Below are 26,643 nucleotides of genomic sequence, written 5' to 3'. Positions count from 1 at the left end.
CCTCAAATATAAAACATCAAATTCTGATCGTTTTCTCTCTTTTTCTCCGCCAGTTGTTCAATTGTCGTCTCATCTAATACTTTGTTAATCTGTATACGAACTTTTTCCCACAGATCATCCAACAATTCATCCGGCTCATCGACAACTGTGATCGGACCTTCCAAAATGCGAATCACATCGCCTACTGTTATTTCGGAAGCCTGCTTTGCCAGTGTATAGCCGCCATATGCTCCGCGAATACTGCGTACAAGTCCTGAATTTCGAAGAGGAGCCACCAATTGTTCCAAATAATGTTCAGAGAGATTTTGACGTTCTGCAATGGATTTTAATGATATCGGTGCATCTCCATTGGACATCGCCAAGTCTACCATTAATACAACCCCATACCGTCCCCGTGTAGAAAATTTCATACAAACACCTGCTTTCTAAAGGTTTTTCGACCATCTATTGTTTGACTATTCATTTTGGTTGTGCCAAAGACGCAAACGCTCCGATATGACACGTTCATAGCCGTTTTCTGTCGGTTCATACAATGGAAAGTATTCCAGTAAACTTTCAGGCACATACAACTGCGGCACATAATTTCCCGGAAAATGATGCGGATATCGATATCCTTCTCCGTGCCCCAGCCGTTTCGCGCCTTTATAGTGGGCATCCCGTAAATGGATCGGTACCTGAATGATTTCTTTCTGTTCCTTTACTGCCTGCTGGGCCCGATTGATCGCCATATAGCTGGCATTCGATTTCGGGGCCGTTGCCAGATACGCAACTGCTTGCGCCATTGGAATCCTCCCTTCCGGCAAACCAAGTATCTCATACGCTTGAAATGCGGCAATGGCCACTTGGAGCGCCCGCGGGTCTGCATTTCCGATATCTTCGGAAGCCTGGATGATCATCCGGCGGCAGATAAATTTGGGATCTTCTCCCGCTTCCAACATGCGCGCCAGCCAATACAAGGCTGCATCCGGATCCGAACCGCGAATCGATTTGATAAATGCGCTAATCGTGTCATAGTGTTGATCACCGGATTTGTCGTAACGGATCGTTCTCCTTTGAATGCTTTCCTCTGCAATGGACAGATCAATGACAATCCTGCCGGCAGCATGTTTCGGCGTCGAGATCACGGCAAGTTCCAAGGCATTTAACAATTTCCTCGCATCGCCGTCTGCATAGTCGATCAAATGCTGCAGCGCCTCTTCCTGAACATCGACAGGATAACGTCCGAGGCCCCGTTCTTCATCTGCCAGTGCCTGTTGCGCCAATCGCCGCAAATCTTCATGAGACAGCGATTGCACCTGAAAAATCAAGGAACGGGATAAAAGTGCGGCATTGACCTCGAAAAAAGGATTTTCTGTCGTAGCGCCAATCAATGTCAAAAGCCCTTCTTCCACATGCGGGAGCAAAGCATCCTGTTGGGATTTGTTAAATCGGTGAATCTCGTCAATAAAAACGATCGTTTTCACTTGGTAAAAATCGCGCGCATGTTTTGCTTCCTCAACCAGCTTGCGAATGTCAGAGACACCTGCCGCAACGGCATTTACTGTTTCAAAACGGGCAGCCGTATGATTGGCGATCACTTTCGCCAAAGTGGTCTTGCCCGTTCCCGGAGGGCCATACAAAATCAAAGAAGAAATTTGATCTGTTTCAATCGCTTTTCGCAACAGCTTCCCTTCCCCGACCAATTCCTTTTGTCCGACGATTTCGTCAAGATTGCGTGGACGCATTCGTTCAGCCAGAGGTTTTCGCTTCTGATCATCCTGTATTGAAAATAAATCCATATCTTTCACCCTTACCATTGCGCCCCATCTCATTTTATTTCCGACAAGTTTACTCTGTTATTTCATTATAAACAATTTCGAACAAACGGTCTATCGATGGAGAGAAAATGGATGCTTTTCTATCCAATTTAAGACTATTTACATATATAAAGGATACCCACTTGCAAGGGGAGATTTGAATAATTTCAAAAACAAGCACGAAAGCCTAATAGAAAACGTATGATGTGTATCGATCAAACACGCGGAGGAGATATACATGCATTACGTGGTTCAAAAGAAAGAAAAAATCTCGGATATCATGAACAAATTTGATATCCCATATGATGCAATCAAGTATTATAATTCTTTCGTTCAAACAGAAGAGGATATCCATGAAGGACGGGTTCTGACCTTCCCGCTCAAATATATGGTGCTTCCAGGCGACACGTATCAACTCATCACGCAAAAAAAACTTTTGCTGACTTCGACTGAACTTGCTCTTTTGAACCCCGAAATACACTATGAAGAAATGTCCGAGCCAGTCTTTACTACAGAAGCCGGCTTTGTAACATTGACATTTGATGATGGACCTTCCGTTCATACAGAACGGATATTAGAGATTCTTGAGAACTCGATAACGAAAGAATTTGAAAAATAATTCTCTTTCCAAATCATTTTTTATTGCTGATAAAGCAAAAAATAAAAAAGTCTATCGAGTATAAATTATCCATTTTGCGTATATTAAGGCATGACTGATTGCAGGAAAAGGAAGTGGGTTCACAGTTTATGATCTTCATCAAAAAGAAACGCACTTCTCCTTCTTCGTTTGCCAAAAGCGCCGAAAACAATCGTTCCAACGATTCCAGAGCCCTGAACGCAAATCTTAATAAAAATATCCAAACGATCAAAGAAACACTGGGAAATAGTTCGGATCTGATCATTCGGGAAATTTGCATTGGGGAAACCGCACGTATTCAAGCGGCTGTTTTGTATATGGATGGACTGGCGGATTCCAAATCGGTGAATCATTTTATTTTGGAACTTCTTATGCTGGATATTCAGAAGCCAGAATCGGAGCAAACCATCGATGACCGGCAAACGACATTACAGCTTCTGAAAAATTCTGCGCTTGCGGTTGGAGAAATCAAAGACGTAGCGGACTTTGAAACCATCTATACCGCTATCTTGTCCGGCGATGTCGTGATTGTACTCGACGGCTATACACAATGTTTTGCCGTCGGCATGAAAGGGTTTGAGACGCGCAGTGTGGAAGAGCCTGCTTCGACGACGGTCGTTCGTGGCTCACGCGAGGGCTTTACTGAAAATATTCGCACAAATACAACGCTCATTCGCAGGAGAATCAAAGATCCCAATCTATGGCTGGAAGGCAGGCAAATCGGCAGAGTCACGAAAACTTTCACAGCAATCATGTATATAAAAGGAATTGCGAATGACAAAATTGTCGAGGAAGTCCGCCAGCGCTTGGACCGGATTGAGATCGACGGAATCCTGGAAAGCGGTTATATTGAGGAATTGATTCAAGATGAGACATACTCTCCTTTTCCGACCATCTATAATTCGGAGCGGCCGGATGTGATCGCAGCAGGACTTTTGGAAGGGCGCATTGCCATTCTGGTCGACGGCACTCCGTTTGTGCTATTGGTGCCCGCGTTATTCGCCCAGTATTTTCAGTCGGCAGAAGACTATTATCATCGGGCTGACTTTGGAATTATTCGCATCCTCCGCTATCTTGCCTTATTTATTGCATTGCTCGGGCCGTCTTTATATATCGCGATCACCACCTTTCATCAGGAAATGCTGCCGACTACGCTTCTCGTCAGTATAGCGTCGCAACGGGAAGGTGTGCCGTTCCCCGCTTTTATCGAAGCGCTCATGATGGAAGCTACCTTTGAAATCTTGCGGGAAGCCGGAGTCAGAATGCCGCGGGCAGTCGGACAAGCGGTATCCATTGTAGGAGCGCTAGTCATCGGGGAGGCGGCGGTGCAGGCGGGAGTCGTATCGGCTGTTATGGTGATTGTCGTATCGATTACTGCCATTGCGAATTTTTCCTTTCCGGCATTTGATATGGCAATCTCCATCCGGATCTTGCGATTTGCGATGATGTCATTAGCGGCTTCTTTTGGCTTATTTGGGATTACCGTCGGTTTGATCGCCATGGTGCTCCACTTGTGCAGCCTGCGCTCCTTCGGGGTTCCCTATATGTCGCCGTTTGCTCCGTTCATTCCCGATGATCAAAAGGATGCGATCTTCCGTGTACCATGGTGGGGACTCTTTTCCAGGCCCCGTTTGATCAATCAGAAAAATGTGCAGCGCGAGCAAAATCCGCCGTCAAACAAGCCGGAACCCGAGTAGGGCCAATAATACTATAGGAGAACCGTTCAGGAGGGGTGTAGAGCATACATGAAACGAAACTGGATGCTGTTCCTGATTTGTTTCATCCTTTCGTTTACGCTTGCAGGCTGTTGGAATCGGCGAGAATTGAATCAGATCGGAATTGTTTCGGCGATGGGGATCGACAAGCTGGGGAATCAATATCTGGTTACCATTCAATTCGTAAATCCAGGAGAAGTCGCCACCCAGAAAGGCGGAGCAAATCGTGCGGCGATCACAACATACCAGGACCAGGGAAGCACCATTGAACAAGCTATTCGCAGAATGTCTACGATTGCCCCGCGAAAAAGCTATTACTCCCATCTGCAAATGCTGATCATCGGCGAAGAATTGGCAAAAAATGGTGTAGGAAAAACGTTAGACTTCTTGTCCCGGGATCATGAGTTGCGCACCGATTTTTATATTGCAGTAGCGAAAAGCCAGAGGGCTGAAGATATTCTGAACATATTGACACCTGTAGAAAAAATACCGTCGCAAAATCTTTTTTCCAAATTGGAAAATTCAGATAAAGTTTGGGCGGCAACAGGCACGATCAAATTGGATGAAATGATGTCCAACTTGATGAGCAAAGGAAAAGAACCCGTGTTAACAGGGATCCAGGTCATCGGAAATCAAAGCATCGGCGGTACGCAAAAAAATGTACAGTTCGCAAATCCTCCGGCCAAGTTGAAATATACGCATATGGCAGTTTTTCGGCGGGACAAGCTCATCGGCTGGTTAAATGAAAAAGAAAGCATAGGATACAACTGGACACAAAGTGGACATACACACAGTACAGTGTTTAATGTCCCTGCGCCCAAACATGCACTCATTGGCGTCGAAATCGTTCGAACCAAAACGCAGACGAAAGGCATGATCAAACATGGAAAACCACAATTCGATATAGACATTCAAGCGGAAGGAAACATTGGGGAAGTACAATCGGATGTGGATATGACAAAAACAAAAACGATTGAAGACATTCAAAAAAAGGCAGAACAGGACATTGTGGATAAAGTGGAACGAGCAATAAAGAAAGCAAAAGCGTATAAAGCGGATATCTTTGGCTTTGGTGAAGTGATTCATCGTACCGATCCGAAGACGTGGAAACAAATCAAAAACCATTGGGAAAAGCAGGAATTCGCAAAAGCGGCTGTCACTGTACACGCCAATGTCAAAATCCGGCGAGTCGGAACGGTAAACAATTCCTTTCTCAAAGAAATGGAGTAACGCACCATGCTGATGAGTGCAGGAATCCTGCTAGTCGTTGCCATCATTGTTGTGATCGAAGTTCCAAAATTTCTGAAAAACCAATGGAAAAAGGAACTCTGGGTGTTTTTGCTGCTGCTTTTCTTTGGAACGGGACTCAATATCATGGAAAGTTTGCAGATCAAGATTCCGAATCCTCTTGATTGGCTTACAATCATCTATCAACCGGTTAATGACGCCATATCCGGGATGCTTAAGTGAAGCGATTGGTTTTTATTGAATTTCGTTGTTGGATTTCAAGGCGAGGGCAGGTGACATGCGTTGTTAGAGAAAGGCAAGATAGGATTGCGGCAGTTTATCGTGTTCGTCATTCTGTTTACGATCGGCAGCTCGATTTTGGTAGCTCCATCAGGACTCGCCCAGGAAGGAAAACAGGATGGATGGATGGCGGAGATCCTTGCACTGGCGCTGGGACTGCTGCTTGTCTGGTTGTACAATACGCTGGGCAAGCGGTTTCCGAATCTGACGCTGGCGGAATACTGCCAGGAAATTCTGGGCAAGTGGCCGGGGCGTGCGGTTGCCCTGCTGTTTCTCTCCTATTACTTTGTCCTTGCATCATTATTGCTGCGGGAAATCGGCGATTTTTTGACGACGCAAATCATGCCGGAAACTCCCATCCAGGCTGTCCATGTCATTTTTTTAATCATTGTCATCATGGGTGCAAGACTTGGACTGGAGCCACTGGTTCGGGCCGGAGAAATTTTTCTCCCGTGGGTCATCTTTCTGTTTCTCGTCATGGTCGTCTTTATTTCTCCACAAATCAAATTTGACAACATGCAGCCGCTGTTGGGAGAGGGATTCAAACCGGTGCTGCGTGCTGCCTTCCCCGCCCTTGGACTGCCATACATGGAACTTTGCGTATTTTTGATGATCTTTCCTTATATCAATCGGCCGGAAAAGATCGGAAAGGCATTCGGGATCGGAACCATCATAGCAGGGGTCATGTTAATTATTGTAGTCCTTTTGTCGATTCTTGTGATTGGCGCCGATCTGACCGCCCTGCAAATCTACCCTAGCTATGTGATCGTGAAAAAAATCAGCATCGGCCACTTTTTGGAGCGGATCGAAGCGGTGATGGCAGGAATCTGGTTTCTCACCATTTACTTTAAGTTGACACTTTGTTTTTATGCAGTGGCATTGGGCCTTGCGCAAATATTGAAACTGAAAGACTATCGCTGCCTGACATTTCCGCTCGGAATGATTGCCATGGCTTTTTCCATTGTAGGCAGCCCCAATATCATCTATTTTAATACGTTCGTTGCGAAAATATGGACACCCTATTCCCTGACGTTTGGGCTTGTTCTGCCACTGGTATTGTTGGCAGTGAATACATGGAACCGAAAACGCGCCAAAAAAATGAATCAGTAGAAGAAGGGAATGTATCAGAGTGGAGAACGGGAAAATCAGTCCATCTCAACTGTTTTCATTACTGTTTCTGTTTGAACTTGGAAGTGCGGTTGTCGTGGGACTAGGCATGCAGGCCAAACAGGATGCATGGATCGCGATTCTTCTTGGCATGCTTGGTGGAATTTGTGTATTTATGATCAACCAATACCTCGTACGACAATACCCGGATCTTCCTTTAACAAGCTATCTTCCAAAAGTCTTGGGTCCCTATATCGGTTATCCCATTGCCATTTTTTATATTTTGTATTTTCTATACATTGCTGCAAGAGTGTTGCGGGACTTTGGTGAATTGCTCTTGACTTCGGCATTTCCTGAAACGCCGATGCTTGCCATCCATACCATCATGATTTGCCTGATCGGATATGCCAGCATGTTGGGGATCGAAGCGATTGCAAGGGCAGGGCAAATTTTTTTGTCGTATTATTGCTGCTCGGCATGCTGGGAATCATGCTCGTGGCCGGTTCAGGGCTGATCAAAACAGAAAATTTTCTCCCCGTATTGGAAAACGGCTGGAAGCCTGTTTTATCCACGGCATTTCCGCTGACATTGACATTTCCCTTCGGTGAGTTGATCGTCTTTACCATGGTATTCCCGTATGCGAATCCATCGACGCAGGTAATGAAAACGGGATTGTACGGGATTTTGGCAAGCGGACTCATCCTCAGTCTGACAATCGCTATCGATATCGCTGTATTGGGCGTCCAGGCAAGCAATCAAGTATTCCCATTGTTGACGACGATCGATAAGGTCAATATCGCAAATATTATCGTGCGGATGGATATCATCAGCATTGCAACGTTAATTTTGGGAGGATTCTTTAAAATTACGCTGTTTTTCTATGGGGCGGTCCTCGGGATTGCAGATGTTTTCCGAATCCGGAAACCTTTGTACATCATCGTTCCGCTGAGCCTGATTGTCTTGTCGGCTTCCATGCAAATCGCGGGCAATCTTCCCCGGCATCTGGAGATCGGACTAAAATATGTGCCATATTATCTCCATCTTCCTTTTCAAGTCGGGATTCCCTTGCTGATGCTGCTCGTGGCCGTCATTCAAAAACGTTTCCATATACACTAAATGCACGAAATCTCTTCCCGGTCAGGTCATAGATAAGAGCTGTACATAAAATCGGAAGCCATGGAAAACTTATGGTATATACCAAACGAACACGACGATTTATGTGCATGAACGAACCATGAATCAAACAGGAACAAATCATGAACAATTCATGAACAAAGTTTCCACGGCCGGATTCGGTTGTAAAGGCACTATAAAATACTCATATCGGAAGAATGTTATGGAGAACAACGGGCTGATGCTTTTCCTTGCTTCCCTCTCAGGGGCAATACTTGCTTTTTTGTTTGCAGTGATTCTCATGATTCTTTTTGCAAGACCCTTGATTCAATGGATATTGGGACGATGGATCCGGCGTTTGATGTCAGATCGCTATCCGGAAAATATTTGGGAAATGGTAACGGCTATGACGAGAACATCTCCCCAAATGGTTGTGGAAAACAGTTTGCGGGCACAATCCGGAAACATTATCGAAAGGCCGTTTGGCAGTCCGCGCAAGTTTCTTAATTTTGACGGTCTTATTTTCTCGCCGGCACAACTTGCTACATTGCCGGCACAGGAAAACGCGCCGGTGGATGTCAAAATTACCATCGGACCAAAATCAAGAAAACCGTTGGCGTTAGATATCCCGATCCTGGCAGGGGCGATGGGATATGGCATCGGTGTCACGGAAAAAGTCCGGTTGGCCGTCGCGAAAGGAACTGCTGCTGTCGGAACGGCGACAAATTCCGGAGAGGGAGGGTTTCTGCCGGAAGACCGGGCAAATGCAAAGTACTATATTCTTCAGTACAACTCGGCTGCCTGGAATAAAGACCCAGCGATCCTGAAACAGGCGGATGCGATTGAAATCCATATCGGACAAGGAGCAAGCGCCGGTTCTGCCAGCTTCATTCCGCCGGAATATATGCAAGGCAAAGCCCGCGAGATTTTGCAGGTTCCGGATGGTGAAACAGTTGTCATTCCTTCCCGCCATAAGGAAATCCAAAGTGTTCAAGATTTGCAAACACTCGTTGCAAATCTGCGCCAAATCACCGGCGGCGTACCGATTGGCGTCAAAATTTGCGCCAGCGCAAAGCTGGAAGCCGATTTGGAAGCCGCCATTCAGGCTGCTGTCGATTTTATCAGCATTGATGGAGGACAAGCAGGAACAAAAGGGGGTCCGCCCATTTTGGAAGATGATTTTGGACTTCCCACCATCTTTGCTTTATCCCGGGCTGTTGCATATTTCAAAAAACGAGACGTGAAAGGACAAATCAGTGTATTGATCGGCGGCGGATTTAATAATCCCGGAGAATGTCTCAAAGCGCTTGCTTTAGGTGCGGACGGAATTTTTATGGGAACAGCAGTCCTGTGGGCGATGACACATGATCAAGTCACAAAAACAATTCCTTGGGAGCCCCCAACCGAATTGGTATTTTATCCGGGTTCCCGCACGGAACAATTTGATGCGGATGCTGCAGCCGATCACTTGAAAAACTTTTTCCATTCGTTTGTCGAAGAAATAAAAGTAGGCATTCGGGCATTGGGGAAAACGTCGTTACAAGAAGTAAGCCGCGACGATTTGACGGCGCTGGATGAATGGACAAGCCGGGTGACCAAGATTCCTTGCGCTTATGAACCCTTTTCATTGCCAGATCAGAACGATCAACAAATGGTTCATGTCTCCGACGAGGAACGGTTGTCAAATCCGGACCATGATTCTGGGCAGATCCTTCATGCGGAAAGTCAAAAATCCGAAAGCCGTCCAAAAGAAACCGTTAAAATAACGATGAAAAAGAGATGGTCCGCCCTTTTTCGTTAGTCATTCGCCGGCAATCCAAAATGATGGTTTCGGCTTTTTGATAATTGTCCCTTTCCACATTGACTTTCCAACTATACTTTGCTAGTATTTTTTCAAAATCCTATAGTTGCACGGCAGTGACAGACAGGAGTAATGAACGATTGCCAACAAGCGAGCCGGGGATGGTGGAAGCCCGGTTTGGACGGTTCATGAACGGCAGTCTGGAGCCTTGATTCTTAAAAGTGGACGCTTATTTTCCAATCTGACAGGATGGATCGCGTCAACTAGGGTGGAACCGCGGGAGATCAACTCTCGTCCCTTGTTTATACAGGGGGCGGGGGTTTTTATTTTTTCATCTTTCATATCAAAAAACGAATATCAAAAAACGCAATGAAGGAGCTCGAGACATATGAGCAGTACAACCGATCAAACCGTAACAATGGATCAAGTCGTCGCATTGGCAAAGCATCGCGGCTTTATTTTCCCGGGATCAGAAATTTACGGCGGACTTGCCAATACTTGGGATTACGGCCCGTTAGGCGTCGAACTGAAAAACAATGTGAAAAAAGCCTGGTGGAAAAAGTTTATTCAAGAGTCCCCGTACAATGTCGGTCTTGACGCCGCCATCTTGATGAACCCGCAGACATGGGTGGCATCCGGCCATGTCGGCAATTTTAACGATCCGATGATCGACTGCAAACAGTGCAAGGCGCGCCATCGCGCCGACAAGCTGATCGAAAACGCCCTCTCGCAAAAGGACATCGAAATGATCGTCGACGGATTATCTTTTGCACAAATGCAGGATCTGATCACAGAACACGATATTGCGTGTCCCGATTGCGGCGCAAAAGATTTTACGGATATTCGCCAATTTAATTTGATGTTCAAAACGTTTCAAGGTGTCACGGAATCTTCCGCGAACCAAATTTATCTGCGCCCGGAAACAGCCCAAGGGATTTTTGTCAATTACAAAAATGTCCAGCGTACCATGCGCAAGAAGCTTCCTTTCGGCATTGGACAAATCGGAAAAAGTTTCCGCAATGAGATCACGCCAGGCAACTTCACATTCCGTACGCGGGAATTTGAACAAATGGAACTGGAATTCTTCTGTCAACCGGGAGAAGACTTGAAATGGTTTGCATACTGGCGGGAATTTTGTCATCAATGGCTGCTTCGTCTCGGGATGACAACAGACAACCTGCGCCTTAGGGATCATTCCAAAGATGAATTGTCCCATTACAGCAATGCGACCACAGATATCGAATACCGCTTCCCATTCGGCTGGGGCGAGCTTTGGGGCGTTGCCGACCGCACCGACTTCGATCTCAAACGGCATATGGAACATTCCGGTGAAGATTTCCATTATCTCGACCCGGATACAAATGAAAAATATGTGCCCTATTGTATCGAACCATCACTCGGTGCGGATCGCGTGACACTCGCATTCCTGATCGATGCATATGCGGAGGAACACCTTGGCGAAGGAGATACGCGCACAGTCATGCGTTTCCATCCTGCCTTGGCGCCGATTAAAGCGGCCATACTCCCATTATCCAAAAAACTGTCGGACGGCGCCCGCAACATTTTCGAAGATTTGGCCAAAGATTTTTATTGCGACTTCGATGAGACAGGTTCGATCGGGAAACGCTATCGCCGCCAGGATGAAATCGGCACGCCATTCTGCATTACCTATGACTTTGACTCGCAGACAGACGGTCAAGTCACCGTCAGAGAGCGGGACTCCATGCAGCAAGTGCGCATGCCGATTGCCGAATTAAAAGCGTATATTTCCGAAAAGATTCAATTTTAAAGAGATTCAAGTGTCCATTTATCACAAACTTTTCATCTGCATGTAATATGTATGAAATATTTTGGCGATACTATAGAGACATAACATTTGACCCCCTTTTTAAATATATAGTTTGGAAACGGCGTGAAGAGATTCACGCCATTTTTTTGTGAGTGAAACAAATCCATTTATTCCATTCCTTCCATTCTTCGAATGCCCTCTTCCAGTTGCATCATTGGTTCCCAGCCGGGCAACCGCTGCCCTGTATTCCAAGGCGCCATAACCTCACGAAAGCGGTAAGGACGTACACCCCATTGGATTTGCAATGGTTTTCCCACGACACGACGATACGTTTCGACCAAATGCTTTAACTGAATCCTATGGCCGGAAGACACCGCAAACTCTTCATTTGCTTTGCCATCCTCATTTTGTATACGCCGGGCAGCTAAAATAAAAGCTGTCACGACATCATCAATATAGACAAGATCCATGAACTGTTCCCCAGGCGACATGGACAATGGTTCAAGTTGCTTGGAATGTTTTCGCAAGACGGAAAACAATTTGGGTCTCGGATCCCCAGCACCATACGTATCAAACAATTTTAACGTAATGACTTTTAAAGGAGTCGCTTCTGTATAGAATTGTAAAATGTTTTGAAACGCCTGCTTTGTTGCAGCATAGAGACAAACCGGACTATACTCTTTATTTTCGTAATGTTGCCACGAGGTTCCGGTATTAATCAACCGGGACACACCATTTGCGACCATGGCTTCAACAAGTTGCGTGCCAAACATAAGATTGCTTTGCATCATCGGTTCAATATCCTTTGGCTCGTGTTGAGCAAGAAATAAGGATGCCAAATGAAAAACAACCGCAGGTTTCGCCATTTTTAAAATTTGAAGCATGTGATTTGTCGAGCCGTCGTGAACGTGCAGAGTTATACGATCCAATATGTCTTGCAAAAGCAAAAGTTTTGACTCCGGGCGGACGATGCTATGTACATTCCACCCGTCAGCAACCAAACGCCTCACCAAATATGACCCGACAAAGCCGGTCCCACCTGTAACGATCGCTGTCGGCGGCATCATTTTCCTTTTTCACCACCCTCGAATGAAAATGGACTGGAAAAATTCGATACATGTGGAAAGGCGCCATCTCTTTCCGAAAGAATAGGGTTTTGATTCGGCCATGGCAAATCGATCGAACGCCAATGAATCCCGCAATCGTGTTCCGGAGAGTACAAAGAGGAAACGTTGTAGACTAAAATCGCGCGCTCGCTTGTTACATAAAAACCGTGTGCCAATCCTGGAGGGATATAAATCATATTGCCTTCTTCTGCAGATAACTCAAACACCTCAAAATTTCCAAACGCTGGTGAACCCCTTCGCAGATCCACGATGACATCCATGACTTTGCCGGATACACAATACACGAGCTTTGTATGCTCTCTGGGAGGAATCTGAAAATGCAATCCTCGCAAAACTCCTTGCCGGGAAATTGAATAATATTGCTCCGGAAAATGGGTTTCCAAATGATTTTCCGCAAAAACATCGGAACGAAATGTTTTGACGAAGACGCCTCGTTCATCTTTAAACAGCAACGGTTGTATTGTAAAACAGCCGGGAATTCGGGTTTTATGCAATTGCATGACGACACTGCCCCTTCACGATGAATCCCTGCATCTTACTGTATGAAACATTTTCCTATTGGTCAAAACAGTTCATGTAATCCTCCATTTGTTTTAAACATACATGTCTGATATTGTGATTTTCACGATATGCTCGTGTCCACTCGATCACTTTATCGATGGCTTGCTCCAGATTCCATACAGGGTGCCAACCCAATTTCGTTTTTGCCTTTGAACAATCCAATGTCAAGTAATGTGTCTCATGCGGATGCTGATTCTGGTCGATTTCATAGATCGCATCAGAACCCCATTTTTCGCATATTTTCCCGACTACCCATTCAACCGTTCTGGCATCATTGTCATTTGGCCCAAAATTCCATTCTTCCGCAAATTGGGTGCCGCACTCATATAACTTTTGCGCCAGCATCAGGTACCCGCCAAGCGGCTCAAGCACATGTTGCCAGGGCCTTACAGCTGCAGGATTTCGAATCGTAATGGGTTCGTGCTTTAAGAGCGAACGCATGCAATCCGGAACCAAACGCAATGCGGCAAAGTCCCCGCCGCCGATCACATTTCCCGCTCTGGCAGAAGCAAGCGCCACGCCATGTACGGCAAAATCATCGTGGTGAAAGAAAGAGTTTCGATAGGAAGCGGTTATCAACTCTGAACAGGCTTTGCTGTTCGAATACGGATCAAATCCACCGAGCGGGTCATTTTCCCGGTAACCCCAAATCCACTCTTGGTCTTTGTAGCATTTGTCGCTTGTGACATTCACTACCGCTTTTGCACCTTTTCCTTCCCTTGCTGAATGTCTGATTGCCTCAAACAAATACACTGTGCCCATGGCATTAATTTCGTATGTTTCTGCGGGATCGTGATAGGATTCCTGGACGAGTGGCTGTGCTGCCAGATGAATGATAATTTCCGGACTCTTTTCCGATACGATTGCTTGCAATCTCTGTTTATTTCTTATATCGTCAATCACAGAAGTGACGAGATCGCCAATTTCACATAACTGGAATACATTTGGGCGGGATGGTGGAGATAGCGCATAACCTGTGACTTTCGCACCTAAAGCATGGAGCCATAAACACAACCACGAACCCTTGAACCCTGTGTGGCCTGTAACCAATACATTTTTATTTTTCCAGAAATCAACGTCCAACATGGTTGATCATCTCTTCCTTACTCGTGAATCATTTTTTCCTCCCATTTTTTCCAAGGCGCTTTTCCTGTTTTCCACAATTCTTCCAGGTATATTTTGTCGCGCAGTGTATCCATGGGCTGCCAAAAGCCGGAATGTTTATAGGCAATCAGTTGTCCGTGATTCGCAAGGTTTTCCAAAGGCTCTTTTTCTAAAATTGTGCCGCTTCCCTCGATATAGTCAAAAATCTCCGGCTGGAATACGAAGAACCCAGCATTTACCCACCCGCCGTCACCTTTTACCTTTTCCTCAAATTTCTCCACCCTGCTATCTTCAGTTATACGCAACGCTCCAAAGCGTCCGGGCGGTTGTGCAGCCGTGATTGTGGCAAGTTTCCCGTGAGAGCGATGGTATTCGGCCAATTCTAGTATATTGACATCCGCTACTCCATCTCCATAAGTAAGCATAAACGGCTCATTTCCTACATACTTTCGAATCTGTTTCACACGGCCGCCTGTCATGGTCTCTTTCCCGGTATCTGCCAATGTAACACTCCAAGGTTCGGCCGAATAGTGATGGATCATTCTTTTATCCGGTTTTTGAAAATTGAAGGTAACATCTGCTGCATGCAGGTAATAATTTGAAAAATATTCCTTAATAACATTTCCTTTATATCCCAAACAAATGATGAAATCATGGAATCCATAATGAGAATAGATCTTCATAATATGCCACAAAATAGGGTTTTCACCGATTTCGATCATTGGCTTTGGCTTCAGGTGGGATTCTTCACTGATTCTTGTTCCAAATCCACCGGCGAGGATTACCACTTTCATAAGCGACCCTCTCTCCCAAAAATCTGATATAGAATACCGGCCATATACTGAAGCATGTCGCGCGTCAAACCGGGATAGATGCCGATCCAAAACGTCTGATTCATGATCCGGTCTGTATTGGACAGTTCGCCCACAACGCGGTGCGGAATATTTTTGTAGGCAGGTTGACGCAAAAGATTTCCTCCGAAAAGAAGGCGCGTTCCGATTTTATGCTGATCCAATCGTTGTACAAGCTGATTTCGGGAAATTGGAGCAGCTTCGCGCAAAGTAACTGGAAATCCGAAGTAACTCGGTTCACTATCGGGCGTATCTTCCGGCAAGATCAAGACATCTTCCAGTTGAATCAGCGCCTTACGCAAAAACATGTAATTTTCCCGACGCTTTGTAACAAATGCAGGAAGTTTCTTGAGTTGAGCCACTCCTACCGCCGCTTGCATATCCGTCAATTTGAGATTATAGCCAATATGGCTATACGTATATTTGTGGTCATATCCATACGGCAAATCACCCAACTGCCAGCCGAATCGTTTTCCGCATGTATTATCTTTGCCGGGTTCGCACCAGCAATCACGTCCCCAATCGCGGAAAGACTCTACGATCCGTTTCAAGAGCGGATGGGAAGTAAGTACGGCTCCTCCTTCACCCATTGTGATATGATGTGCGGGATAAAAACTCACGGTGGCCAGATCGCCAAAGGTACCGGCCATTTGTCCACGGTATTTGGCGCCGACAGCATCACACGTGTCTTCGATCAACCATAAATGGTATTTCTCCGCGACGCGTTTTACTTCATCCAGATGAAAAGGATTGCCCAGCGTGTGAGCGAGCATGATCGCCTTTGTGCGCTCGCCAACCGCCGTTTCCAATACACTTGTGTCAATGTTGTAAGTTGGGATCTTGACATCCAAAAAAACGGGAACCAGTTGATTTTGCAGAATCGGGTTTACTGTAGTCGGAAATCCCGCTGCGACCGTAATCACCTCATCACCCGGCAGCAATCTTCGTTTTCCTAATTGTTCAGATGTAAGGGCGCTAAGGGCAAGTAAATTGGCGCTGGATCCGGAATTGGTCAAAATCGCGTAACGTCTGCCCATAAAACGTGCAAACTCTTTTTCAAATTCATCCGCATACCGTCCGGTCGTCAGCCAAAAATCAAGAGATGCTTCTACAAGGTGGGCCACCTCATCATCATCAAACACTTTCCCGCTTACAGGAATGTGGTCTGTTCCAGGACGAAAGGAACGTTTTGGCCAGTTTTCGCGATAATATTGACGTGCAAGTTCCAGAATTTTTTGCCGAATCTCCATTGCGGTTCTGTTCATGTTCATCACCCGACAATCTCGGCAATACAACTGCCTAGAATTTCGCCGACCCGGTTTGTTTTTAAAATGCTGCAGTCATTGGAATGAATCGCCTGTTGGATGATTTGGCTGCAATGTGTCAAATATTGATTGAGGGCCGTTTTATATGCTGTATCATGATCCAGAAAACCTTCAGCTCTGGCATCTCTGATTAGATCCAGCCATTCCTGGATCGCGGATACACTCGTGGAAATTGACTTTTGACTTTGATTCGAATGAAGTCTGAATTGGCTTAAGGTTTCCGAAATATAAACGGCATTGCCTTTCGATAAGAGGGACATCCAGGAAGCGACATCGATCAGCATTTTGTATGATTTTCCTTTGTAAGCTCCAAACCTTTCGAGGTCTTTTCTTCTAAACAGTACTGTTGTCGGTTCGCCAATCACATTCAGACAGTTCGAAAGTACGAAGTTCCCTAACACCTTTCCATCCAGCATTGCCGTTTCTTCAAATAATTTCCTGGTTGCAGCGATTGGCGCAAGCGGATTTCCGGCTTCGTCCATCAATTGTCGATACGATGTTACAAGTGTGATATCAGCATGCTGCAAATAAAATGACAGCATTTTTTCTATTTTTTCTCTGCAAAAGAGATCATCGTCCATAAGATAATTGATGTAGTCTCCGGATGCTAATGCAAACCCCCGCTGACAGTTCTCCACGTAACCGAGATCCCGCTCATTTTTGACATACTTGATTTGCGGGTGTTTTTCCAAGTATGGGGCAAGTCTTGCCTGTGACTCAAGATTCGTGCTATTGTCGGTAATAATGATTTCAATCTTTTTGTACGTTTGCATAAGAACGCTTTGTACTGCAAGTTCCAAATAGTGCGGTCTGTTATATGTTGGTATTAACACGCTGACCAAAGGGGACTCATAAATCAGAATCGGATCTTCCTGTTTCGCATCTCCCGGCTGATTCGGCGGTTGTTCGTCCTTGATTGGTTCATCATCCGCTTCATTGGAAACAGTTGGGATCGATGTTGCAATATCGTCGGATGATCGGGTAGAATCCGATACCTGCGTATAGTTTTTAATAAAGACACTCCGATCGTGCTGATAACGATTTACATCGAATTCATTGCCGCAATCGTGGATACACCAAGCTTCGGCTTGTGCAGGAACCCCAACCAAGCAGCCATGTTTGTGGAATTCCAGCGATTGCGAAGTATCATAAAAATGAAATCCTTGAAACAGATCTTCACGCCATGGAACATCATACTGTGCAGCCATTAACAGGCCGTCGATCGCTTCGACGGAACTGAAGGGTTCGTCGGCATCCTCAAATTTTAATACACGATACGTATTGCGATGCTCGATAACCTTGCCCACCAAGTTCTTGCCTTCCCACCAAACACCATTTGGGGGAAGTTTTTTGCAGCCAACCATACCTAAAAGGCCAAGCGCCGGCTCATTCTGAAACAATGCAATGACATCATGGATAAAGAATTTATGGATGATAAAAGTATCCTGGTGCAGGTAAACTTTATATTTGGCATCTGACGACCGCATGGCTGTGTTATATGCTTTTGTCATGCTTTCGGCATCCCGGATCGGCAATACGTCCACTTTGAAGCCTTCGGGAATCATTAACCCGCGCAAATGGTTCATACAATTTCGATACATTTCCTCATTATTGACACATGTAACAAACAGAACTTTATGTTCGTCCATCCGACGGTCTCCTTTAAACTTCTTACAGGATGCAGCAACATTTTGCAATCCTTCGAGCTCCCGTTTCTTTGGATTATCCCATCTGTGCAATATATACGGTGTACATGTCAAATGTGACTCTCACAAGGCTTCTTAAGCGGTGCCTTATCTCTTAATCGCACGAATATAATATTGCTTCGTCTTCCATTGATCCAGCGCCGAAGGAACCAACTCCCCAAGCCCCAGGCGTTCTCGAAGCTGCAGCAATTCATGAACCATGATTTCCAATTTGTCATCCATTTCTTGCATCCCGCCGATGGTCTCGATTTGCAATCCGGCCTGTTCGAACAGCCATATGATCTCATCCAGAGAAAGGAGCGCTGAGTTGCCGTTGTATTGCCTGCCAAGCTCCAGACGCATTCCGTTTCCTTCCAACAGTTTCTTGATCACGCCGACATAGGTGGCATTGGAAATGGATGCGACCACATATCCGCCTTGTTTTAGATATGTCGCCAAATGTGCCAGCGCCGCTTTAGGATTGGCAAAATGCAAAAGCGCATCTGCCAGGAGTATGGCATCAAACCATCCGCCCGGATATGGCAGCCGAATCGTTTCCGCATCACCAACCCATACTTCATCGAGAACCGTACGTGCATCGACTGCCAACAACGCATCGCTTTCGATTCCGGCAACGAACGGCATGCCTTTATTTTTCAAATTCAAGCCAAGGCCTCCACCCCCGCAGGCGGCGTCCAGTATCCGATCCGCCGGTGGAAGAAATGCGGCGAGAGCGTCATGATACTGTAACATTTGCAATGGATCGATACCCCATTTGCTTACAAATTGCAGGCGATTGGTTTCCAACAGCTGGGCATATTCCGGATCCATGCGGTTCGTGACACTGCCGTAATGATGTATATACGTGTCTGCGGCTACAACCAGACGGTAGCCCGCGCGCCGCATGCGCATGCAGTAATCGTCATCCTCAAAGTTTCCTTTCCCGAACCGTTCGTCAAATCCGCCCACCTTTTCGTAAACGTCCCGCCGGATGAGCAAGCAAAATCCAACCAGCCTGAGTGTGCAAAACCACTTCGCAGGATCGGAATGGTTATAATCCTTGACAAATTCGAAATACTCCGCAAGGGAACTGTAGCCGACAGGTCGCGCCTGCACACCCGATATATAGTTGGTCACCGGTCCGACTGCACCGTTGCGGGGATCGCCATTTAAACAATGGAGCATGTTGGACAACCACTGACGGCTGACCACAATATCATTGTTCAGGATGAGCAATTGGTCGCCTTTTGCTTGGGCCATCCCTTGATTGCATGCCCGCGGGAATCCCAAATTGGCGTTATTTTCAATCAGGAAAACATCCTCCATGCGGCGCAATTCTTGTACTGTCACATCCTGTGATCCATTGTCGACGACAATCAGCTCATAAGGGGCATCGGTAAATTGTCGGATGCTTTCCAGACATTGCTTTGTATACTCCCATTTGTTGCATGTTGGAATAATGATGCTGGTCAAGCTTGCTTTTTTGCCGGTGATCCGCCCTGTGGCCATCCGCCTGATCCCCTCCTGACTATACGACCCAAAGCGGATCTGTCTGAAAGTACAACAACTTTTCTGTTTCAACTTCGAACAGACGTGTACGAATCTCGAAGATCCCCGTACAGTCCGGATGAAAATCGGTTACCTCCCAGTAGATGCGAATTCTGTCCCAAAAACATGTTCCCAGCGTAAAGGGTGACATCTGCACATGTGCTTCCACCCGCCCATCCGGATTCACCAGTTGAATCTCTTCACGGCAAACAATCGGTTGATTCCTTGAACAAAGCCATTCATGCACGATATAGAACGGGGTTGGATGCTGCCGTTCCATTTGCGATAACAGGCCAATGAATGATAGTCCGTCAGCTTCGTTTTGAATGTTTCTGCAGAAAAGACTTGCTTGCAGCCGAATGAACAGGATATCCGTTACGATTCGATTCGTCATGTCGATCCGCTCTTCTGCCAAAGCTGTCGGAACAAAACCAGATAACGGGCGGAAAAGGCGAAAACGTCTTGCTCCGACTGCAACGAATGACAGACTTCCCCATCCAGCAACGCAGCGAGGGAATTTTTATTCGCGAAACGGGCCTCCGATTGAAGAAGAGAAAAATGAAAGTGCATGTCATGATCATGCACAATCGCCATGCTGCAAATGGTACTGCAATCTTCCCCTCTTTCCAGTTTCAAGTAACAACATGCCAGCGCATAGGCTGCCGGCAGCCAGAACCGTTCCTCTCCGGTTCCGCTGTAAACGACGTGTTCCAAGAGGGGGAGCGCTTGATCCCATTGTTCATTTCCCGCCCGTTCCGTACCCAGACAGTACTCGATCCATGGCGACGATCCATGTTCCGCGATCTCCATCTGCAAAAGCCGTATATTGCGCTCCCGTTTTTGCCGTTTTTCGACGATCGTATCCAGATAACCCAAGTGGCAAACGACGAGCGGAAGTTTGCCAATCGCAAGGCTCTCTCCATAACGGAGAGAAAGGCTTTCCGTCACGTCTTCGTGGACTCTGCGCCGAAAGCGCACCAAGGGATCCCTGCGAAATAACACCACTCGCTGATCTTGAAATACGAAGTCCGAATTCCGGCGCTGACCGAGATAGCTGTGGACTTCGGCTGTAAACGCCTGGCAGGTGGTCGTTTCAAGCATCCGGTGTACATCATCACGGCTGCACGCAAGCTCGATCCGTTCATCAGCGTCGATACACAACACCCATTCTCCAGTCGCATGTTCGATTGCGAAATTGCGGGCTGCGCTGAAATCATCCTGCCACGGCAAATGAAACACCGTGCAGCCCAGCCGCTTCGCAATATCCGGACTGTCGTCAAGCGAACCGGTGTCGACAACCACCACGTCCTTTGTGAATCCATGAATGCTTCTGATACACACCTCCAACAACTCGGCTTCATCCCGGACAATCAAACAAGCTGTTACCGTCATTTTGATCTCTCCAAACACACAGCCGCACGGAGCCAATATCTTCCCATTGCCTCATAAAACCACTGTTCTTGCATGGCCACATCCAACAACCGGTGCGGAAGCTGGCAAAGCAGTGCGGCAACGGTATCGGTTTTATGAAAGGCAGCCAATGCAGCCATACAATTGAAAAAAGCTGGTACGTTTGATTGGGTGCAGACTTCCGGATCGACCCGCCCGGAGTCGATCACTTGGTTCAGTATCGCAAGAAATCGGGTCCAATCCATATCTTTAACCGGCGATGATACGCGATCCAACATGCCTCGTACTTGATCATATTTCCCCTGAATCCAAAAGCATGTACAGAGTTGGGTAATGGACGGAAGATGCTGTGGATTCATCCGGAGGGCCGCCTGGAAATGCCGCTGCGCCAATTCCATATTTCTTTGTTCAAGGGCAATGAGTCCCAAGAAGAATGCCGCCTGAAAGGAACCGCACCCGGCCTGTGACGGATATTCCGGCGGCGCCTCGCCCATTGAGAGACACGTTGCAAAAGCCGTACATGCTCCTTCCAGATCACCGTTTTCGAACAAAATATTGCCTAGCAAAAACCATAAATCTGTGTGTTTTGGAGCATGCGCCTGCGCTTCCTGCAGCACTTGCAGCGCTTTTTCCCCTTGCTCCCGCTTCCACAGGCAGTACGCATATTTCGTCGGCAATTCGGGCAGAAAGCAGCGTCGCTGCTCGCCGTCACACCGAGACTGCTTGAGCGCTTGTTCATAAAAGTCGGCGGCTTCCTCCATCTGGCCCATCCTCAGCATCTCATTGCCCAAATAGTACAGGAGCGCCGGATCATCCGGACAGCAAGCCAATTCTTTTCGCAATATCGCCACATTCCGGCTTATCTTTTGCCGCTCTTGCACAAGCGTATCCAAATACCCGCGGTGGATGATCTTGATCGGCACATACTTGCAGCGAGCGTTCGAAATAGCCGGAATCATTTCATGAATGGCGCCTTGATAGCGGAAATCCGGGCGGTTGCGAAACAAACGCAGTTGCGCGTAGTTTAAAATGGACGGATCGCTGCTGTCACCGACCCAATTTTCGGTCAGAAAGAAATATGCATCGGTTTGCTCACCCTCCGTCAGCAGGCGAATGGTTTGGCGATCCTGGACATTCAGTTCATCATCGGCATCCAGCATGAGAATCCAGTCGCCTGTCGCACGTTCCAACCCGTAGTTGCGCGCCTTGGCAAAATCATCGCACCAGTCATAGTGGTAAATGTCCGCTTCAAAGGAACGGCAAAGCTCTACGGTGCCGTCAGTCGAACCAGTATCGACGATGATGATTTCATCGACAGCCTTCCGCGCACTTTCCAGACATGCTGCAATCGTCTTGGCCTCATTGCGCACGATCATGCATAGACTGATTCTGTTCATGGCAGCATCTTCTTATATTCCAAAGATAATGTCTGCAAGGCTTCTGATTCGGGAAACCGCTGCAGCCCTGTTTCCAAAATCCGCTGTCCCGTCTCTAACAGATGTTTGCGCACCTGCATCCGGATCGCGCCATGCGGATCGCAGTCCTGCAGCAGACGGAACAACTTTTCCTGTTCATTCAGACATGCATACACCACTGCCAACTGTTCCGCCACACGTTGCGGATCGGGAACGGATTCCAAATATTCCTTCGCCTTGACAAAATGGTTCGCCGCGGCAAGCGCCATCCCGATCCATGCATGGCGATTCTCCCCGGCGGCCGCAGCCACTTGTTCCATATAAGCAAGCGTTCCGGCATCGGCTGATTCCGCCAACAACAGCACGGCGAAGCGCACAAACGCCTGCGCAAAACGGGGATTCAACTGAAACGCTTCACGGTAAGCGACGATCGCTTCTACCTTCCGCCCGCTGCTTTGGAATACTTGCCCCATGGCGAAATACGGCCGGTATGTCGAAATCCCCTTTTCGACAGTATAAGGAGGGATCGGCGGATCGCCGATTTGGATGCAATGGCCAAAATTTTGCAGCGCTTCATTCCACTGGCCATGTTGAAAATGATACACGCCCTGCAGATAATATAAATCCGTATAATCCGGAAAGATGGCCAACGCTTCCGTCAAGAGAACATTCGCTTGCTCCCAGTTTCCACATTGCATCAAGGTAGAAATATAGATCTTGAAAAATCGGGAGACCCAGAGAGCATCGCGCTTGCACCACTGACGGGCGAATTCGAAAGCTTCGATGGCTTGTGGCAGTTGCTGCAGGCGCATGTATTCAATCCCCAGATTAAAAGCGCGGAATGCGTCACCGGGATGGCGCTTGCATTCCTCCAGAGCGATCGCCAAATTTCTCTGCGCTTTTTGTTTTTGCTGCACATTCTTTTTTAAATAGCCCGAGTGAAGAATACGGATCTTGGAATCAAAGATCGTTCCCGGCGGTTGGCCGCGCAGAATCGATTCGGCGATTTGCTCGTGCAGGGCGGCGGAAAAACGGTAGCGGGGCTCGTTGCGAAACAGCCGCACATTCAGCGATACTTCCATTTCCTCAATCCCTTCGCCATCCGTTTGATTCAAAATGTGCACGAAAAAACCGTCTGCCATTGGAAACGTTTCGAGACATTTACGAAGCTCTTCCCGGCTTTCCGGAAGCAATCGTTCATCGGCATCCAGGACAAGGATGTAGTCTTTGGTCGCATGCTCCAGGCTCCTGTTCCGCATCTTGGCAAAATCGTTTTGCCATTCTGCCTGGAAACAACAGGCTCCATATTGGCGGGCGATCTCCAACGTCTGATCGGTAGATCCGGTGTCGACGACAATGATCTCATCAACCACCGACTGGACACTTTCCAGACAATCGCGCAAACAATCTGCTTCATTCCGGACAATCATGCACAGCGAAACAGACGGCATATCCTCTCCCCCTCTCTTTGGCTATTTTGTATTTTATGCCAAAACACATATTTCGTTTTAGGCAAGTGTCTTGAGGGGCAAATGCATTGCCAAAAATAGGCAATCATCAATGTGCTGGCAAAGCCTTCCTGAATATCTTCTTTAGTAGAAGCTGTTTAAAAGCGTTCGACAGAGAAAAGGCGCCAACTCTGCTTGTCCACCTTTTTGAACAGATTCTTGCCGTATTTTAGAGGGAGGTCTTTTTATGGCCAATTTTAAAGTCTTTTCAGAAGTGCCTTCACAGTTATTGACACAGGTGTCGCAAACAAATGCCGCTTCCTTATTGTCCACCGTGCAAAACCTGACTGCGGCCAGCCTTGTCATGCAGCCGTCAAACCTGACAGCCGCCAGCATGCTCGTCCAACCGCAAAACCTGACGGCTGCCAGCATGCTGGTCCAGCCGCAAAACCTGACAGCCGCCAGCATGCTGGTCCAGCCGCAAAACCTGACTGCGGCCAGTCTTGTCATGCAGCCATCAAACCTGACAGCCGCGAGCTTGTTGGTTCAGCCGTCAAACCTGACAGCCGCCAGCCTGTTGACACAGGTGCAGAACTTGACGGCTGCCAGCCTGTTGACAACACTTGGCGACAGAACGGTTGTCGACGCATCGCAAACAGTCAGTACAGGCAGCACAACATTCACCGCCGGCAGTATTTTGACAGCCATTTCTTTGAGTGAGGTCACCTTTACTGTCCACAACGCGAGTTCAACAGCCGGTGCCCAGGCTACGCTTTATTTAAGCGCAGACGGTACGAACTTCTCCGTCGATCCGACTTCCACGACACAGACGATCGCGGCAGGAGGCCAATACTTCTTTGCACCGGGGCATTTTGTCAAATATATGCAGATTATGTACGCCGCACAGACAGCAGCGATTACGGCAGCACTCACCATTTACACGCAAGCACACGTATAATGTCTTAATGTTTTAATTTTTTACCGGGGGTGGAATCATGACCGAAAAATTGAAAGGATCCAAAGGACGGCCGATGCGCCACCCTCTACATAATGAGGTGACGAGCCATACAAAGGGGCGCAAGCAAGAAACTGCAAGCGGCAAATCCCGCTGCCGCAAAGAGTCGAATAGAGAATCGAATAAAGAATCTAACAAAGAGCCGAACAAGAGGAAAAAGACCCCTTCTATCCTGGCTGTTTTTCTCGCACCTTCCCCTCACACGGGAACATTGCGATCCATCTCCAAACCGGTTACAGTCAAAAAAATTGAACAGCCGATTACGGTAAAGAAAATTGAACAACAGGTAAAGGTGAAAAAGATTGAACAACAGGTCGATATCAGACCGTTGAATCCCTCCGAGGATGGAATCACGATTTTTGGATCGAATCCGGAATTGCCTGTCATGACCGACGACGAAGGCCGGCTGATCTTCTCCGGAGAGGTCAAATTTCCGCCGGTTACATTTACACAAAATGTTTTTACCGGATTGCTGTCTGAAGATCTCCCCCAGCTTTTACCGTCTCAAGATGTGTCAATCCAAACCACATTCTCGTATGCCATCATCAATCGTTCACCGAATCCGGTGCTTGTTCAACTGGAAATCAGTCCGAACGATACGGATTATACAGTGGATTCTGAAATGACGATCGACGGGCAAACAATGAAGATCTTGACGCCTTTGCGCTTTCTAAAATATTCGAGAATCGCATACCTCTCGGCCGAGTCGGGAAAACATGCATCTTTTGATGTGTATTACCAGGCACAATCCGGCTGATTCCTTACAACCGCCCGCACCATGCAACAGCAGGATTCATATATCAATACTGCCATCATCTATGAATGATTGAAGTCCCATCATAAAACCGCTTCGCCTGAAACCGCAGAATTCCAACGGGAGGCATATAGAATGAAAGGAATTATTTTGGCTGGCGGCGCAGGGTCCCGCCTCTATCCGTTGACAAAGATCACGAACAAACATCTGTTGCCTGTCGGGAAATATCCAATGATCTATTATGCGATTCATAAATTGCGGAAAGCGGATATTCGGGATATTTTGATCGTAACCGGCCGCGAACATATGGGAGATATAGTCACGCTATTGGGAAGCGGAAATGAATTTGATGTCAATTTCAGTTATAAAGTCCAGGACCAGCCGGGAGGAATCGCACAGGCGTTGGGGCTGGCAAGGGACTTTGCAAACGGCCAGCTGATGACAGTGCTGCTTGGAGACAATGTATTTGCCGATGAACTCGCCCCTTATGTCAGAGCATTTCAAAAACAAGGGAAAGGCGCCAAGCTATTATTGAAACAAGTGCAAGATCCGAAACGCTATGGAGTGGCAGAAATGGAAGAAAATAAAATTATACGTATTGAAGAAAAGCCGTCGAACCCTAAAAGCAACTTCGCTGTTACCGGGATCTATATGTATGACTGCCAGGTATTTGACATCATTCACACATTAAAACCGTCTACCCGCAACGAGTTTGAAATTACGGACGTCAACAACGCTTATATTCGCCAAAACGAACTGACATTCGATATCCTGCAGGGATGGTGGATTGATGCAGGAACACACGAAGCGTTGTTTCAAGCAAATCAATTGTCTCAGGAACTTGATCTGTAAGCAGCAAAGTCTACACGTTCAAAATCAACTGCAAAAAATGGAAAATGTTTTGTTATTTTGTAA

Annotated in this window: 25 protein-coding genes and 1 pseudogene; 12 read left to right on the top strand and 14 right to left on the bottom strand. The window is 46.9% G+C overall.

The window, feature by feature from the left end:
• Window positions 1-2: 2 nt before the first annotated feature.
• On the bottom strand, window positions 3-410 hold the full coding sequence (gene cymR / locus LSG31_RS12875) for a cysteine metabolism transcriptional regulator CymR (protein ID WP_347435505.1): 408 nt from the start codon (window positions 408-410) through the stop codon (window positions 3-5).
• A gap of 45 nt (window positions 411-455) precedes the next feature.
• Complete coding sequence (locus LSG31_RS12870; protein ID WP_347435504.1) at window positions 456-1,778, bottom strand: replication-associated recombination protein A; 1,323 nt, start codon at window positions 1,776-1,778, stop codon at window positions 456-458.
• Window positions 1,779-2,034: 256 nt separating this feature from the next.
• Here LSG31_RS12870 and LSG31_RS12865 point away from each other — a divergent pair, with 256 nt between their 5' ends.
• The 9 genes from LSG31_RS12865 (at window position 2,035) to LSG31_RS12825 (ending at window position 11,485) form a co-directional block, all read left to right on the top strand.
• On the top strand, window positions 2,035-2,415 hold the full coding sequence (locus LSG31_RS12865) for a LysM peptidoglycan-binding domain-containing protein (protein WP_347435503.1): 381 nt from the start codon (window positions 2,035-2,037) through the stop codon (window positions 2,413-2,415).
• A 128-nt stretch (window positions 2,416-2,543) separates the two neighbouring features.
• Window positions 2,544-4,130: a spore germination protein gene (locus tag LSG31_RS12860; protein WP_347435502.1), complete on the top strand. Its 1,587-nt coding sequence runs from the start codon at window positions 2,544-2,546 to the stop codon at window positions 4,128-4,130.
• Window positions 4,131-4,178: 48 nt separating this feature from the next.
• The gene (locus LSG31_RS12855) at window positions 4,179-5,378 is read left to right on the top strand and encodes a Ger(x)C family spore germination protein (protein WP_347435501.1); all 1,200 of its coding nucleotides are present in this window, start codon (window positions 4,179-4,181) and stop codon (window positions 5,376-5,378) included.
• A 6-nt stretch (window positions 5,379-5,384) separates the two neighbouring features.
• On the top strand, window positions 5,385-5,618 hold the full coding sequence (locus LSG31_RS12850) for a hypothetical protein (RefSeq protein ID WP_347435500.1): 234 nt from the start codon (window positions 5,385-5,387) through the stop codon (window positions 5,616-5,618).
• Between the two features lie 60 nt (window positions 5,619-5,678).
• Window positions 5,679-6,785 (top strand): GerAB/ArcD/ProY family transporter, encoded by a 1,107-nt coding sequence (locus tag LSG31_RS12845; protein ID WP_347435499.1) that lies wholly within the window; start codon window positions 5,679-5,681, stop codon window positions 6,783-6,785.
• Between the two features lie 19 nt (window positions 6,786-6,804).
• On the top strand, window positions 6,805-7,296 hold the full coding sequence (locus LSG31_RS12840; protein WP_347435498.1) for a GerAB/ArcD/ProY family transporter: 492 nt from the start codon (window positions 6,805-6,807) through the stop codon (window positions 7,294-7,296).
• Window positions 7,278-7,898 carry a GerAB/ArcD/ProY family transporter gene (locus LSG31_RS12835; protein ID WP_347435497.1) on the top strand — a complete coding sequence of 207 codons (621 nt, stop codon included), beginning with the start codon at window positions 7,278-7,280 and terminating at the stop codon, window positions 7,896-7,898. The genes LSG31_RS12840 and LSG31_RS12835 overlap by 19 nt, the downstream gene beginning before the upstream one ends.
• A 298-nt stretch (window positions 7,899-8,196) precedes the next feature.
• The gene (locus LSG31_RS12830; RefSeq protein WP_430734278.1) at window positions 8,197-9,696 is read left to right on the top strand and encodes an FMN-binding glutamate synthase family protein; all 1,500 of its coding nucleotides are present in this window, start codon (window positions 8,197-8,199) and stop codon (window positions 9,694-9,696) included.
• A 388-nt stretch (window positions 9,697-10,084) separates the two neighbouring features.
• Complete coding sequence (locus tag LSG31_RS12825; RefSeq protein WP_347435495.1) at window positions 10,085-11,485, top strand: glycine--tRNA ligase; 1,401 nt, start codon at window positions 10,085-10,087, stop codon at window positions 11,483-11,485.
• Between the two features lie 167 nt (window positions 11,486-11,652).
• Here the strand turns inward: LSG31_RS12825 and LSG31_RS12820 are convergent, their stop codons facing one another.
• From LSG31_RS12820 to LSG31_RS12765, 12 genes and pseudogenes are all read right to left on the bottom strand, one after another.
• Window positions 11,653-12,552, bottom strand: a complete 900-nt coding sequence (locus LSG31_RS12820) for an NAD-dependent epimerase/dehydratase family protein (RefSeq protein WP_347435494.1) — start codon at window positions 12,550-12,552, stop codon at window positions 11,653-11,655.
• The gene (gene rfbC / locus LSG31_RS12815) at window positions 12,549-13,112 is read right to left on the bottom strand and encodes a dTDP-4-dehydrorhamnose 3,5-epimerase (protein ID WP_347435493.1); all 564 of its coding nucleotides are present in this window, start codon (window positions 13,110-13,112) and stop codon (window positions 12,549-12,551) included. The genes LSG31_RS12820 and rfbC overlap by 4 nt, the downstream gene beginning before the upstream one ends.
• Window positions 13,113-13,167: 55 nt before the next feature.
• A complete protein-coding gene (rfbG, locus tag LSG31_RS12810; protein ID WP_347435492.1) occupies window positions 13,168-14,259 on the bottom strand; it encodes a CDP-glucose 4,6-dehydratase in 1,092 nt (363 codons plus the stop codon).
• 17 nt (window positions 14,260-14,276) lie between these two features.
• Window positions 14,277-15,071: a glucose-1-phosphate cytidylyltransferase gene (gene rfbF, locus LSG31_RS12805; protein WP_347435491.1), complete on the bottom strand. Its 795-nt coding sequence runs from the start codon at window positions 15,069-15,071 to the stop codon at window positions 14,277-14,279.
• The gene (gene rfbH, locus LSG31_RS12800) at window positions 15,068-16,393 is read right to left on the bottom strand and encodes a lipopolysaccharide biosynthesis protein RfbH (protein WP_347435490.1); all 1,326 of its coding nucleotides are present in this window, start codon (window positions 16,391-16,393) and stop codon (window positions 15,068-15,070) included. The genes rfbF and rfbH overlap by 4 nt, the downstream gene beginning before the upstream one ends.
• 5 nt (window positions 16,394-16,398) lie before the next feature.
• Window positions 16,399-17,286: a glycosyltransferase family 2 protein gene (locus LSG31_RS12795; protein ID WP_347439504.1), complete on the bottom strand. Its 888-nt coding sequence runs from the start codon at window positions 17,284-17,286 to the stop codon at window positions 16,399-16,401.
• Between the two features lie 159 nt (window positions 17,287-17,445).
• A pseudogene (locus tag LSG31_RS12790) lies at window positions 17,446-18,102 on the bottom strand (glycosyltransferase family protein); the annotation flags it as partial.
• A 144-nt stretch (window positions 18,103-18,246) separates the two neighbouring features.
• A complete protein-coding gene (locus LSG31_RS12785; protein ID WP_347435489.1) occupies window positions 18,247-19,647 on the bottom strand; it encodes a glycosyltransferase in 1,401 nt (466 codons plus the stop codon).
• Window positions 19,648-19,666: 19 nt separating this feature from the next.
• The gene (locus LSG31_RS12780; RefSeq protein ID WP_347435488.1) at window positions 19,667-20,080 is read right to left on the bottom strand and encodes a hypothetical protein; all 414 of its coding nucleotides are present in this window, start codon (window positions 20,078-20,080) and stop codon (window positions 19,667-19,669) included.
• Window positions 20,077-21,078, bottom strand: coding sequence for a glycosyltransferase family 2 protein (locus LSG31_RS12775; protein WP_347435487.1), 1,002 nt, complete (start codon window positions 21,076-21,078; stop codon window positions 20,077-20,079). Before LSG31_RS12775 ends, LSG31_RS12780 begins: the two co-directional genes overlap by 4 nt.
• Window positions 21,075-22,493, bottom strand: coding sequence for a tetratricopeptide repeat-containing glycosyltransferase family 2 protein (locus LSG31_RS12770; RefSeq protein ID WP_347435486.1), 1,419 nt, complete (start codon window positions 22,491-22,493; stop codon window positions 21,075-21,077). Before LSG31_RS12770 ends, LSG31_RS12775 begins: the two co-directional genes overlap by 4 nt.
• Window positions 22,490-23,962, bottom strand: a complete 1,473-nt coding sequence (locus LSG31_RS12765; protein WP_347435485.1) for a tetratricopeptide repeat-containing glycosyltransferase family 2 protein — start codon at window positions 23,960-23,962, stop codon at window positions 22,490-22,492. Before LSG31_RS12765 ends, LSG31_RS12770 begins: the two co-directional genes overlap by 4 nt.
• A 244-nt stretch (window positions 23,963-24,206) precedes the next feature.
• On the opposite strand from LSG31_RS12765, the gene LSG31_RS12760 reads away from it, so the two are divergent.
• The 3 genes from LSG31_RS12760 to LSG31_RS12750 all read left to right on the top strand — a co-directional run bounded on the left by LSG31_RS12760 (window position 24,207) and on the right by LSG31_RS12750 (window position 26,580).
• Complete coding sequence (locus LSG31_RS12760; protein WP_347435484.1) at window positions 24,207-24,917, top strand: DUF6385 domain-containing protein; 711 nt, start codon at window positions 24,207-24,209, stop codon at window positions 24,915-24,917.
• 37 nt (window positions 24,918-24,954) lie between these two features.
• On the top strand, window positions 24,955-25,731 hold the full coding sequence (locus LSG31_RS12755; protein ID WP_347435483.1) for a DUF6385 domain-containing protein: 777 nt from the start codon (window positions 24,955-24,957) through the stop codon (window positions 25,729-25,731).
• A gap of 132 nt (window positions 25,732-25,863) precedes the next feature.
• Entirely contained in the window at window positions 25,864-26,580 is a 717-nt protein-coding gene (locus tag LSG31_RS12750; protein WP_347435482.1) for a sugar phosphate nucleotidyltransferase, read from the top strand.
• The last annotated feature ends 63 nt before the right edge of the window (window positions 26,581-26,643 follow it).

This window comes from Fodinisporobacter ferrooxydans (assembly GCF_022818495.1).
In the GTDB taxonomy this organism is placed as follows: Bacteria; Bacillota; Bacilli; order Tumebacillales; family MYW30-H2; genus Fodinisporobacter; species Fodinisporobacter ferrooxydans.
The sequence above is the reverse complement of the archived record's forward strand: the minus strand, read 5'-3'. Positions and strand labels throughout refer to the sequence as shown.

Bases quoted from the DNA above. Each gene is read 5' to 3' on its own strand.
- cymR (WP_347435505.1), bottom strand. From the start codon at position 410: ATGAAATTTTCTACACGGGGACGGTATGGGGTTGTATTAATGGTAGAC.
- LSG31_RS12870 (WP_347435504.1), bottom strand. From the start codon at position 1,778: ATGGATTTATTTTCAATACAGGATGATCAGAAGCGAAAACCTCTGGCT.
- LSG31_RS12865 (WP_347435503.1), top strand. From the start codon at position 2,035: ATGCATTACGTGGTTCAAAAGAAAGAAAAAATCTCGGATATCATGAAC.
- LSG31_RS12860 (WP_347435502.1), top strand. From the start codon at position 2,544: ATGATCTTCATCAAAAAGAAACGCACTTCTCCTTCTTCGTTTGCCAAA.
- LSG31_RS12855 (WP_347435501.1), top strand. From the start codon at position 4,179: ATGAAACGAAACTGGATGCTGTTCCTGATTTGTTTCATCCTTTCGTTT.
- LSG31_RS12850 (WP_347435500.1), top strand. From the start codon at position 5,385: ATGCTGATGAGTGCAGGAATCCTGCTAGTCGTTGCCATCATTGTTGTG.
- LSG31_RS12830 (WP_430734278.1), top strand. From the start codon at position 8,197: ATGATTCTTTTTGCAAGACCCTTGATTCAATGGATATTGGGACGATGG.
- LSG31_RS12825 (WP_347435495.1), top strand. From the start codon at position 10,085: ATGAGCAGTACAACCGATCAAACCGTAACAATGGATCAAGTCGTCGCA.
- LSG31_RS12820 (WP_347435494.1), bottom strand. From the start codon at position 12,552: ATGATGCCGCCGACAGCGATCGTTACAGGTGGGACCGGCTTTGTCGGG.
- rfbC (WP_347435493.1), bottom strand. From the start codon at position 13,112: ATGCAATTGCATAAAACCCGAATTCCCGGCTGTTTTACAATACAACCG.
- rfbG (WP_347435492.1), bottom strand. From the start codon at position 14,259: ATGTTGGACGTTGATTTCTGGAAAAATAAAAATGTATTGGTTACAGGC.
- rfbF (WP_347435491.1), bottom strand. From the start codon at position 15,071: ATGAAAGTGGTAATCCTCGCCGGTGGATTTGGAACAAGAATCAGTGAA.
- rfbH (WP_347435490.1), bottom strand. From the start codon at position 16,393: ATGAACAGAACCGCAATGGAGATTCGGCAAAAAATTCTGGAACTTGCA.
- LSG31_RS12785 (WP_347435489.1), bottom strand. From the start codon at position 19,647: ATGGCCACAGGGCGGATCACCGGCAAAAAAGCAAGCTTGACCAGCATC.
- LSG31_RS12780 (WP_347435488.1), bottom strand. From the start codon at position 20,080: ATGACGAATCGAATCGTAACGGATATCCTGTTCATTCGGCTGCAAGCA.
- LSG31_RS12775 (WP_347435487.1), bottom strand. From the start codon at position 21,078: ATGACGGTAACAGCTTGTTTGATTGTCCGGGATGAAGCCGAGTTGTTG.
- LSG31_RS12770 (WP_347435486.1), bottom strand. From the start codon at position 22,493: ATGAACAGAATCAGTCTATGCATGATCGTGCGCAATGAGGCCAAGACG.
- LSG31_RS12765 (WP_347435485.1), bottom strand. From the start codon at position 23,962: ATGCCGTCTGTTTCGCTGTGCATGATTGTCCGGAATGAAGCAGATTGT.
- LSG31_RS12760 (WP_347435484.1), top strand. From the start codon at position 24,207: ATGGCCAATTTTAAAGTCTTTTCAGAAGTGCCTTCACAGTTATTGACA.
- LSG31_RS12755 (WP_347435483.1), top strand. From the start codon at position 24,955: ATGACCGAAAAATTGAAAGGATCCAAAGGACGGCCGATGCGCCACCCT.
- LSG31_RS12750 (WP_347435482.1), top strand. From the start codon at position 25,864: ATGAAAGGAATTATTTTGGCTGGCGGCGCAGGGTCCCGCCTCTATCCG.